At 69.2% G+C, this 10,767-nt stretch carries 9 protein-coding genes; 1 reads left to right on the forward strand and 8 read right to left on the reverse strand.

Going from position 1 to position 10,767, the window contains the following annotated elements:
• Positions 1-277: 277 nt before the first annotated feature.
• Positions 278-712, forward strand: a complete 435-nt coding sequence (locus I7S92_RS18540; protein WP_197647010.1) for a hypothetical protein — start codon at positions 278-280, stop codon at positions 710-712.
• Between the two features lie 44 nt (positions 713-756).
• Here I7S92_RS18540 and I7S92_RS18545 read toward each other — a convergent pair whose 3' ends face one another.
• The 8 genes from I7S92_RS18545 to I7S92_RS18580 form a co-directional block, all read right to left on the reverse strand.
• A complete protein-coding gene (locus tag I7S92_RS18545) occupies positions 757-3,093 on the reverse strand; it encodes an aldehyde dehydrogenase family protein (RefSeq protein WP_197647011.1) in 2,337 nt (778 codons plus the stop codon).
• A gap of 102 nt (positions 3,094-3,195) precedes the next feature.
• The gene (gene deoC, locus I7S92_RS18550; protein ID WP_197647012.1) at positions 3,196-4,185 is read right to left on the reverse strand and encodes a deoxyribose-phosphate aldolase; all 990 of its coding nucleotides are present in this window, start codon (positions 4,183-4,185) and stop codon (positions 3,196-3,198) included.
• Positions 4,186-4,401: 216 nt separating this feature from the next.
• A complete protein-coding gene (locus tag I7S92_RS18555; RefSeq protein WP_197647013.1) occupies positions 4,402-4,764 on the reverse strand; it encodes a cation:proton antiporter in 363 nt (120 codons plus the stop codon).
• Entirely contained in the window at positions 4,761-5,033 is a 273-nt protein-coding gene (locus tag I7S92_RS18560) for a K+/H+ antiporter subunit F (RefSeq protein WP_197647014.1), read from the reverse strand. The genes I7S92_RS18555 and I7S92_RS18560 overlap by 4 nt, the downstream gene beginning before the upstream one ends.
• Positions 5,030-5,518, reverse strand: a complete 489-nt coding sequence (locus I7S92_RS18565; RefSeq protein WP_197647015.1) for a Na+/H+ antiporter subunit E — start codon at positions 5,516-5,518, stop codon at positions 5,030-5,032. Before I7S92_RS18565 ends, I7S92_RS18560 begins: the two co-directional genes overlap by 4 nt.
• On the reverse strand, positions 5,515-6,999 hold the full coding sequence (locus I7S92_RS18570) for a monovalent cation/H+ antiporter subunit D (protein ID WP_197647016.1): 1,485 nt from the start codon (positions 6,997-6,999) through the stop codon (positions 5,515-5,517). The genes I7S92_RS18565 and I7S92_RS18570 overlap by 4 nt, the downstream gene beginning before the upstream one ends.
• 133 nt (positions 7,000-7,132) lie before the next feature.
• Complete coding sequence (locus tag I7S92_RS18575; protein WP_197647017.1) at positions 7,133-7,468, reverse strand: Na+/H+ antiporter subunit C; 336 nt, start codon at positions 7,466-7,468, stop codon at positions 7,133-7,135.
• Between the two features lie 238 nt (positions 7,469-7,706).
• Complete coding sequence (locus tag I7S92_RS18580; RefSeq protein ID WP_197647018.1) at positions 7,707-10,535, reverse strand: monovalent cation/H+ antiporter subunit A; 2,829 nt, start codon at positions 10,533-10,535, stop codon at positions 7,707-7,709.
• Between the last annotated feature and the right edge of the window lie 232 nt (positions 10,536-10,767).

The raw sequence follows: 10,767 nt of genomic DNA on the forward strand, positions 1-10,767 counted from the left end.
TTCGGAAAGAATGGCTTCAGGCGCTCCATTTGCGCCTCGGACAGCCAGTAGAGGTTGCTCATCGGTCAGGTCTCCTTGCGAGGCCTGAATCACGCGAACCGCCCGAAATCAATGGGTCTGGAGCCTAGATATGCGGCTGTCCTCTTTGACGAGAAGGGTTACGTCATAGAGCACACCACTTCCACAGGGCAGCGGAAAGTTCCCGCGCTAAGGGTGTCTAAGTCTGGCTTTATTGGAAAGTTCTACTTTGAGGACGTAGCTCGACTGGTAGAGAAAAATGGCTAGTATGAATGCTGAAATTCAACAGATCGTTGACGATATTGGAGTTGAAGCGGCTCTTCAGATCCTCCGGCGCGCTACTCCAGCTTCTTCGAAGCGGCTAACAATTGTTGCTGATGATACCATGCACAAAATTCCGGACAGTGTGCTTGAAGGTGAGGTCTATGTCTTTTCTAGTGGGGCAATTGACGTAAGTTCGGATGCCTCATTAGAGAGCTATCTTGTAGACCGACTGCGCGCCTTGGCCGATAAATTAAAGCATGATTCATGGCTTAAGATAAGAATTGTGTATTCTGGACATGCGGTTCTTGCTGCACAAATAAAGTTGCTAGTTTACAGGATCACTCATCTTGAAACGGAAGACGTCGCTTACTTCGGAGCAAATGGCTATCGTGTAGTCAACATTGCAATGCGAGGTGACATAGTTTCGTAGAGTCAAGTTGGAGTTGTCCAAACAGTGATCTACGTAAACAAGCCTCACTCCCCATACGGCACCCAGACCGTCTTGATCTCGGTCGCCTGGGCCAGGAAGGTCCGGCCTTCGGCGGTGGGGGAGAGCCAGTCGCGCTCTCTCCCGTGGTTGACCCAGGTGCGTTTCAGGTTGCCGGCGGCCTCGCGTTCGATCAGGGCGGAGAGGTTCTGGGAGGAGAAACTCCAGACCGCGTCCACGTCCATGTGGCCGGCGAGGCTCTTGGCGAGGTCTTGCGCCGGGCCGGTGACGATGTTGACCACGCCCCCCGGCAGGTCGGAGGTGTCGAGGATCTGGTAGAAGTCGGTCGCCGCAAGGGGGGCGGCGCCGGGGACGAGGACCACCGTGTTGCCCATGGCGATGGCGGGGGCCATGGTGGAGACGAGGCCGAGGAGGGGGGCCTCGTCGGGCAGGAGGGCGCCGATCACGCCCACGGGTTCGTTCATCGCAAGCGCGATGCCGCGGATCGGGACGGATTTGGCGGCGCCGTCGTATTTGTCGGCCCAGGCGGCATAGGTGAAGAGGCGCTGGATGGCGGCTTCGACCTCTGCCGTGCCGGGTTTGCCGGTGAGGTCTTGCAGGCGTGCCGCGAACTCCCCCTGCCTTGCGGAGAGGTTTTCGGCGATGAAGTAGAGGACCTGCGCGCGGTTGTAGGCGGTGGTTTTCGCCCAGCCTTTGGCGGCATGGGCGGCCTCCACGGCGTTGCGGATGTCCTTGCGGTTGCCGATGCCGACATGGCCGAGAAGCTTGCCCTTCGGGCCGTAGACGGGTTGCGAATAGCCCGAGTCGGGGCGGGCCTGCTTGCCACCGATATACATCTTGGCGGTGCGGTCGAGGGAGTCGACGATGGGGTCCTGCGGGGCCGCAATGGGTTGGGCAGGCTTGAGGAGCGCGGGTTTGGCGGCGGGCTTGAGATAGGCCATCAGGCCCTCCCATCCGCCTTCGCGGCCGAAGCCGCTCTCGCGGACGCCGCCGAAGCCGGCGGCGGCGTCGAAGAGGTTGGTGGCGTTGACCCAGACCACCCCGGCCTTCAGTTTCGGGGCCATGTCGAGGGCGAGGTTGACGTTTTCCGTCCAGAGCGTCGCGGCGAGGCCGTAGCGGGTGTTGTTGGCCAAGGCCACGGCCTCTTCGGGCGTGCGGAAGGTCATCGAGACGAGGACGGGGCCGAAGATCTCTTCCTGCATCAGGGTCGAGGCGGTGCCGAGGCCGGTGATCAGGGTGGGGGGGTAGAAGCAGCCCTGCGGCACGGCGGTGGCGGCGACATAGTGCTCGCCCTCGGGGTTGTTCTTCACCAGATCGGTGATGGTTTGCAGTTGGATGGGATCGACCACGGCGCCCACGTCGATGGCCTTGTCGAGCGGGTCGCCGAGGCGGAGGCCGTCCATCCGGCGTTTCAGTTTCTCGTAGAAGCGGGGGGCGACGCCTTCCTGGACGAGGAGGCGGGAGCCGGCGCAGCAGACCTGGCCCTGGTTGAACCAGATTGCGTCCACCAGCCCCTCGACGGCGGAGTCGAGGTCGGCGTCGTCGAAGACGATGTAGGGGGACTTGCCGCCAAGCTCGAGGGTGAGGGCCCTGCCGGTGCCGGCGGTGGCCTCGCGGATGCGCTTGCCGACCGAGGTGGAGCCGGTGAAGGCGATCTTGTCGACGTCTGCGTCTACCAGGGCCGCGCCGGTGGCGCCGTCGCCGGTGACGATGTTGAGGACGCCTTTCGGCAGGCCGGCCTCCTTGGAGATTTCGGCGAAGAGGAGGGCGGTGAGGGGGGTGTATTCGGCGGGTTTGAGGACCACGGTGTTCCCGGCGGCGAGGGCGGGGGCGACCTTCCAGGCGAGCATCAGGAGCGGGAAGTTCCAGGGGATGACGGCGCCGCAGACTCCCAGCGGTGTCAGGTCTGGGTGCTCGCCGGGCAGGAGCTGTGCGAGGCCGGCGTGGTAGGAGAAATGGCGGGCGACGAGGGGAATGTCGATGTCGCGGGACTCGCGGATCGGTTTGCCGTTGTCGAGGGTTTCGAGCGTGGCGAGGAGGCGGGAGTGTTTTTGCACCAGGCGGGCGAGGGCGTAGAGGTATCTCGTCCTTTGGTAGGCGGGGAGGCGGGCCCATTTCGGCTGGGCGCGGCGGGCGGCGGCGACCGCGCTTGCCACGTCGCCGGGAGCGCCTTGGGTGACCTGGGCGAGGGGCTTGCCGGTGGCGGGGTTGGAGGTTGTGAAGGTCTCGCCCGGTGGGGTGAAGGTTCCGTCGATGAAATGGCCGAATGTGCCGTTGTGGCGGGTGATCCAGGCGAGGGCCTCAGACGCGGATTCGGGGGCGGGGCCGTAGGCCATGCTGTCGAAGATTTCCTTGATGGTCATGGGGTCAGGTCCTCAACTGCAAGAGGCGGCTCCTTATGGCGGGCCTGCGCCTCCGGCGGGGATATTTGGGCAAAGATGAAAGGCCGGGCGGGGGGCATGGGGTCACCCCATCGCGTGGCGGTTGGCGGCGGAGTAGTGGCCGGTGAGGTGGTGTTCAAGCTGGCGTTCGATATCGCCGAGGAGGCTGGAGGCGCCGAAGCGGAAGAGGTCGGGCTGCAGCCAGGGGTGGCCGAGTTCGTCCTTCATCAGGGCGAGGTAGAGCAGCGCGTCCTTGGCCTTGGCGATGCCGCCGGCGGGTTTGTAGCCGACCTTGAAGCCGGTGCGCGCCTCGTAGTCGCGAATGGCGCGGATCATGGTGAGGCTTACCGGCAGCGTCGCGTTGACGGCTTCCTTGCCGGTGGAGGTCTTGATGAAATCCGCCCCGCCCATCATGCAGACCAGGCTGGCGCGGGCGACGTTGCGCAGCGTGCCAAGCTCGCCGGTGGCGAGGATCGCCTTGACATGGGCGTCGCCGCAGGCCTCGCGCATGTCGCGCATCTCGTCGTAGAGCGCCTGCCAGTTCTGGGTCAGGACATGGCGGCGGGAGATGACGATGTCGATCTCGCGCGCCCCGGCGCGGACGCTTTCGCCGATCTCGGCGATGCGCAAGCGGTAGGGCGAGAGGCCCGCCGGGAAGCCGGTGGAGACGGCGGCGACCGGGATCTGCGTGCCTTCGAGGGCGCGGACGGCGGTTTCGACCATCTCGTGATAGACGCAGACGGCGCCGGTGGTGAGCCCCTGCATTCCCAGACGCTCCAGCATCCAGGGGGCGACCGGCTGGCGGGCCTTGGCGCAGAGGCGCTGGACGCGGCCCGCGGTGTCGTCGCCGGAAAGGGTGGTGAGGTCGATGAGCGAAATCGCCTTCAGCAGCCAGGCGGCCTGATATTCTTTCTTCACCGAACGGCGGCCGGGCAGGGTGGCGGCGCGGCGTTCGATGGCGGAGGTGTTGGCCTGGACCGAGGCGACCCAGTCGAGGTCGAGCGCCATGCCGGGATTCCGGGCATGGGTGACTTGCGGCAGGAGGGCGGTCCGCGGTGCGGTGGCGGTGGTCATCGGGAGATGGTCCCTTGGCTGTGGCTGGGTGCGGGATGCCCCCCCACCCCATCCCTCCCCCACGGAGGGGGGAGGGAGGCGCAAGGTGCCGGGTGGCGGTCTGCAAGGGCGGCAGTCGGGTCCATTGCCCCTCCTTCGATTGCCACCGACGATGCCATGCGGGGGCCGGGGGTGGCAAGGGGCGGACGGGGGGATTCCTGACCGGATGGTCAAATCCTAGGGGTCGGCGCGTTCCGGGGCGAGGGTGGCCCAGTCCGCCCCGGTGCCGGTGGCGGGCAGGTTCGGGTCGGCCTCGCCGCGCAGGATCAGGGTCTTGGCGAGGAACAGGGCCGAGACCGGGGCGGTGAGGAGGAGAAAGAGGGTGATCAGGAGTTCCTGCCAGCTGATGCTTCCCGCGCCCAGCATGTCCAGCGCCGAGACGAGGAGGGCCGCGCCGACGCCGATCGTGGTGGCCTTGGTCGGCGCGTGCAGCCGCTGCATCGGGCGCGGCAGGCGGAGGAGGCCGTAGGAGCCGATGAGGGCGAAGAGTCCGCCGCCGACCAGGACGGCCGAGAGGGCGAGGTCGAGGAGGAGGGTCATTCGATGATGCTCCCGCGCAGGAGGTACTTGCAGTAGGCGACGGTGCCGACGAAGCCGGTCAGCGAAAAGAGCACGGCGATTTCCAGATAGAGGCCGGTCCCGGCCCGGATCCCCCAGGCGACGACCAGCGCGATGGCGTTCACCGCCATGGTGTCGAGGGTGAGGATGCGGTCGGTCAGCGTCGGCGCGGTGAGGAGACGCCAGAGGTTCAGCACCAGCGAAAGCGCGATGCAGGCCAGGAAGAGGGTCAGGGCATGGGGCAGGATCATGCGAAAATCCTTTGCAGGCGGGCCTCGTAACGCGACTTGATCTCGTCGCGGACGGCGTCGGGGTCGGGGGCGTGCAGCGCGTGGACAAGAAGGACGCGGCCGTCGGCGGAGAGGTCGGCGGTCAGCGTGCCGGGGGTCATGGTGATGGTCCCGGCGAGGAGGCTGATCGCCTCGGGCTGGGTGAGGGCGAGGGGGACGGGGATCCAGGCCGAGCGGATGCGGTCGCGCGGCAGGAAGAGGACGATGCGGGCGACCTGGAAATTGGCGAGGATCACGTCCCAGAGGACCAGCGCGGCATAGGCGGCGAGGGCGAGGGGGCGGCGGATCCGGGGCCGGTCGGGCCACCAGGCCGAGGTGACGAGCGGGAGGATGGTGCCCAGGATCAGCGCCATGACCAGGCTGCCGAGCTTCCATTCGTTCACCAGCAGGAACCACATCCCCGTCAGGGTGAGGGTCAGGTAGGGGTGGGGGAATAGGCGTCTCATGCGTCCTCCAGCCCGGTGGCGGCGATATAGGCGGCGGGATCGTGGAGCGCGTCGGCGGTTGCGGCGAGCCAGTCGGTGACGGGGCCGGCGGCGAGGGTCAGGGCGGCGAGCGCGGCGAGGAGGGCGAAGGCCGCGGCAAGGGCGAGCGGCTCGCGGGTCGGGGCGGGGTCGGCGGGCTCGGCCTTCCAGAACAGGATGGAGCCGGCGCGGGCCTGGCCGACGAGCATCAGGAAGGAGGCGAGGAGGAGCGCGGTCCAGGCCAGGGCGGCGCGGTCGCGCAGGGCGTCGAGGACGAGGAGCTTGCCGAGGAAGCCGGAGAGCGGCGGCAGGCCGACGAGCGCGATGGCGGCGGCGAAGTCGAGCGCGGCGATCGGACCGGAGGTGGGGATCGCCGGCGCGGGGCTGAGGCGGGCATGGGCGCGGCGGCGGGTGACGAGGTCGGCCACGAGGAAGAGGAGCGCGGTCGCGAGGGTGGAGTGCAGGATGTAGTAGAGCGCGGCGGCGGTGCTGGCGGGGGTGAAGGCGGAGAGGGCGAGGAACACCGTGCCCATCGAGGCGATGCCGGCGAAGGCCGCGAGGCGCGGCAGGGTGCCGGCGCCGAGGGTGCCGATGGCTCCGACGGCGAGGGTGGCGAGGGCGGCGGGATAGAGGAGGTCCGCCAAGAGCGGGCCGGTGGCCGGCAGGTCGGGCGGGAAGACCAGGGTGCCGAAGCGCAATGTGGCGTAGGCGCCGATCTTGGTCATCACGGCGAACATGGCGGCGACGACTCCGGGCGCGTTGGCATAGGTGCCGGGGAGCCAGAATTGCAGCGGCACGAGGGCGCCCTTGATCGCGAAGACCAGGATCAGCAGGACGGCGGCGACGCGGAGGAGGGCGGTGTCGCCTTGCGGCAGGCCGGGCAGTTTCGCCGCGAGGTCGGCCATGTTGAGCGTGCCGGTGACGGCGTAGAGGAGCGCCAGGGCGAAGAGGAAGAGCGAGGAGCCGAGCAGGTTGAAGGCGATGTACTGGATCCCGGCGCGGGTCCGGGCGCCGCCGCCGCCGTGGATCATCAGCCCGTAGGAGGCGATGAGCAGGACCTCGAAGAAGACGAAGAGGTTGAAGGCGTCGCCGGTCAGGAAGGCGCCGCCGATGCCCATGAGGAGGAACTGGAGGAGCGGGTGGAAATGCGCGCCCTTCGCGTCCCAGCCCGAGCCGATGGCGTAGAGCGCGACGGGGAGCGCGAGGCCGGCGAGGAGGGCGAGCATCAGCGCCGAGAGCCGGTCGAGGACCAGGACGATGCCGAAGGGGGCGGGCCAGTCGCCGAGGAAATAGGCCTCGGGCGTGGGGCTGGCTTTGAGGAGGGCGAGCGCGATGGCGTTGAGGGCGAGGATCGCGGCCAGGCTCGCGGCGCGTTGCAGGGCGAGGTTGCCGCGCAGCGCGATGACCATGACGGCGGCCGCCAGCGCGGGCAGGACGACGGGGGCGATGATCCAGTGGCTCATGCGGCGGGGCCCTGCGTCGGGGCGGCCGTGAAAACGGACGCCGGTGCGCAGGTCTTTCGTCCCGCCCCGCCGCATGAAGGAGGCGGGAGGGACCGGGCGGCCTCGGGCGGGAGTATCCGGGGGAAGGCGCGGGTCATGGCTGGTCGTTCCTCCGGTCGAGGTCGATGCGGTCGTGGCCGGCGGCGAGGTGGCCGCCGATGGCCATGATCATCATCACGGCGGTCATGCCGAAGGAGATCACGATGGCGGTCAGCACCAGGGCCTGGGGCAGCGGGTCGGCATGGGGGCCGGGGGTGCCGATGATCGGGGCCGCGTTCACCGCAAGCCGGCCGGCGGCGAAGATGAAGAGGTTGACGGCGTAGCTGAGGAAGGTGAGGCCGAGGATCACCGGGAAGCTGCGCAGGCGCAGCATCAGGTAGATCCCGACGGCGGTCAGCGTGCCGATGGCGCTGGCGAGGAGGGCTTCCATCAGGGCGTTCCCCCGGTGGCATGGGCGGGCGGGTTGACCGGCTCGCCGGTCCTGGGCGCGAGGCGGGAGAGGGCCGGGAACGGCGCGCCGGGGACGCGGGCCGGGGCGGAAAGAAGATGCGTCAGGGCGTCTTCTTGGGTGGCATGCGCGGGGAGGGTGACCGGCCCTCTGCTGCTGGGCGCAGGGCACGCGGGCCGGGGAGGGATCGCCGCGCGGGCGGGAGCGGGGAGGGCGGGCATCAGGGCGACTCCTCGGTGTCGTAGGCGCGGAGGTTGACCGGCTCGCCGGTCTTGAGCGCGAGGCGGGAGAGCGAGGCGAGGGCGAGGAGCACCGCGCCGAGGACGCAGAGGAAGACGCCGAGGTCGAAGATCGCGGCGCTGGCGAGCTCGAATTCCTCGAGCGGCCAGAGGTGGACGTAGGTGTAGCCCGAGGTCAGGAATGGCAGGCCGAAGGCCCAGGCGCCGGTGCCGGCGAGGAGGGCGGTGAGCACTCCGGCGCCGATCAGGGCGTGGTGGTCGTAACGCTGGCGGGCGTGGGTCCAGTCGTATCCCGAGGCCATGTATTGCATGAGATAGGCGATGGCGAAGACGAGGCCGGCGACGAAACCGCCGCCGGGCAGGTTGTGGCCGCGCAGGTAGATGTAGATGCCGACCAGCATCGCCATCGGCAGGAGGAGCCGGGTGGCGACGACCAGCATCATCGGGTGGCGGTCGCCGGATTCCCTCGCTCGGGGCCAGGCCCGGAGCCGTTGGGTGACGGCGGGGCTGCGCAGGAGCGCCTGGGCGAGGGCGAAGATGACCAGGGCGGCGATGCCGAGGACGATGATCTCGCCGAAGGTGTCGTAGCCGCGGAAGTCGACGATGATGGTGTTGACGGCGTTGGTGCCCCCGGCCCCCGGCTTCGACTGCGCGAGGTGGAAGGCCGAGATCGGCGGGAAGGCCGCCTCGCGCGTGAGCATGGACCAGGCGAGGGCGCCGATGCCGAGGCCGGCGATGGCGGCGACGGCGGCGTCGCGCAGCCGGCGGGCGGGGCGGCTTTCGGCGGGGGTCTCCTTGGGCAGGAAGTGCAGCGCGAGGAGCATGAGGAGCACGGTCACCACCTCGACCGAGACCTGCGTGAGGGCGAGGTCGGGGGCGGAGAAGAGCATGAACAGGGGCGCGATCAGGAGGCCGGTGACGCCGGTCAGGATCAGGGCCACCAGCCGCTTGCGGTGGAGCACTGGGGTGGCGAGGGCGGCCGCCAGCATGACGGCCCAGATGGTGACGGTGACCGGGTCGGCGGGCAGGGTCGCGCGGGTGCCGGGGGTGTGGCCTTTGCCGAGGAAGGCCCAGAGCGCGGCGGCGGCGATGGCAAGGACGGCGAGGGCGACGCTGCGGCCGAAGGCGCCGTCGTGCAAGCCGTCGGTGATGTGACGCGAGAGGCGGACCAGGACGTCGGTGGCGGCGTCGAAGAGGCGCTTCGCCTCGGGCCGGGGGGCGTGGTCCCAGGCGGCGCGGAGCGGGCGGTAGAGGCCGAGGAGGAAGAGGCCGCCGCCGATCGCCGCGAGCGACATCCAGAGCGCGGGGGCCCCGGTCCCGTGCCAGTGGCCGATCTTCACCGCGACGGGCTGGCCGGTGACGGCGCTGGCGGCGCTGTCGACGAGCCAGGCGGCGCTGGCCATGGGGAGAAGGCCGATGAGGACCACCAGCAGGGCCAGGAGGCCGGGGGCGGCCCAGAGGCCGGGGCCGGGGTCGTGCGGCGTGTGGGGATAGTCGGTGCGCCGGGGGCCGAGGAAGCCCTGGGCCAGGAGACGGAAGCTGTAGCCCACCGAGATCGCCGCGCCGAGGGTGGCCAGCGCGCCCATCGCCCAGGGGGTGAGCCAGGCGGTATGGGCGGCTTCCTCCAGCATCAGCTCCTTGGAGAGGAAGCCGTTCAGGGGCGGGATCCCGGCCATGGAGAGCGCGGCGAGAAGGGCGATGGCGAAGGTGAGCGGCATCAGGTGGCGCAGGCCGCCGAGGCGGCGGAGGTCGCGGGTATGGGCGGAATGGTCGACGATTCCGGCGACCATGAAGAGCGCGGCCTTGAAGGTGGCGTGGTTCAGGATGTGGAAGACGGCGACGGTTGCGGCGGCTTTGGTGCCGAAGCCCAAGAGCATGGTGATCAGGCCGAGGTGGCTGACCGTCGAGAAGGCGAGGAGCGCCTTCAGGTCGTCCTTGAACATGGCGATGGCGGCGGCCAGAACCATGGTGACGAGGCCGGTGGTGGTGACGATCCAGAACCACTCGGGCGTGCCGGAGAGCACGGGCCAGAGCCGGGCCATCAGGAAGATCCCGGCCTTCACCATGGTGGCGGAGTGGAGATAGGCCGAGACCGGGGTGGGGGCGGCCATGGCGTGCGGCAGCCAGAAGTGGAACGGGAACTGCGCCGATTTGGTGAAGGCGCCGGCGAGGATCAGGAGGAGGGCGGGCAGGTAGAGCGGGCTGGCCTGGATTGCCTCGCGCTGGGTGAGGATCTGGCTCAGGTCGTGGGTGCCGGCGATGGAGCCGAGGATCAGCATGCCCGCGATCATCGCGAGGCCGCCGCCGCCGGTGACGGCCAGGGCCATGCGGGCGCCCTGGCGGCCCTCGGGCAGGTGGCTCCAGTAGCCGATGAGGAGGAAGGAGGAGAGCGAGGTGAGCTCCCAGAAGACGAGTAGGAGGAGGAGGTTGTCGGAGAGCACGATCCCCAGCATCGCGCCCTGGAACATCAGGAGGTAGCTGTAGAACCGGCCCATCGGGTCGCGGGGGGCGAGGTAGAAGCGGGCGTAGAGGATGATGAGAAGCCCGATGCCGAGGATCAGCCCGGCGAAGAGGAGGCCGAGGCCGTCGAGGCGGAAATCGGCGCCGAGGCCGAGGGCGGGGAGCCAGTCGAGGCGGGTTGTGATGCTGCCTCCGGCAAGGACGGCGGGGGCGGCGGACAGCAGGAGCGCGAGCGCGGCCAGCGTGGGCAGGGCGGTGCCGACAGCGGCCGGAGTGCGGCCGAGCCGGATCAGGAGTGCGGGCAGCACTGCGCCCAGGAAGGGAAGCGCCACGATCAGGGCTGGGGTCATGCGGGTTGGCGTCCTCGTCGTGGCGGCAGGCGTCGCAGCGCGGCGGGTTTTGCGTGATGTTGCCGCTTGAGCCGGCGGATTCAAGGGCTTTCGGTCCGGAACGGGTGGATTTCCCGGCCGGGGAGCCGTCCTTGGGGGCATCGAGCCCCCAAGGACGGCGCTGCCGCGGAGGCTGTGGGGGGGGCGGGGCGGGGGGGCGGGGGGCGGACGGTCCGCGGGGGGGAGGTGTGGA

Origin of the sequence: Tabrizicola soli, from assembly GCF_015999335.1 — a bacterium.
Lineage (GTDB): Bacteria > Pseudomonadota > Alphaproteobacteria > Rhodobacterales > Rhodobacteraceae > Tabrizicola > Tabrizicola soli.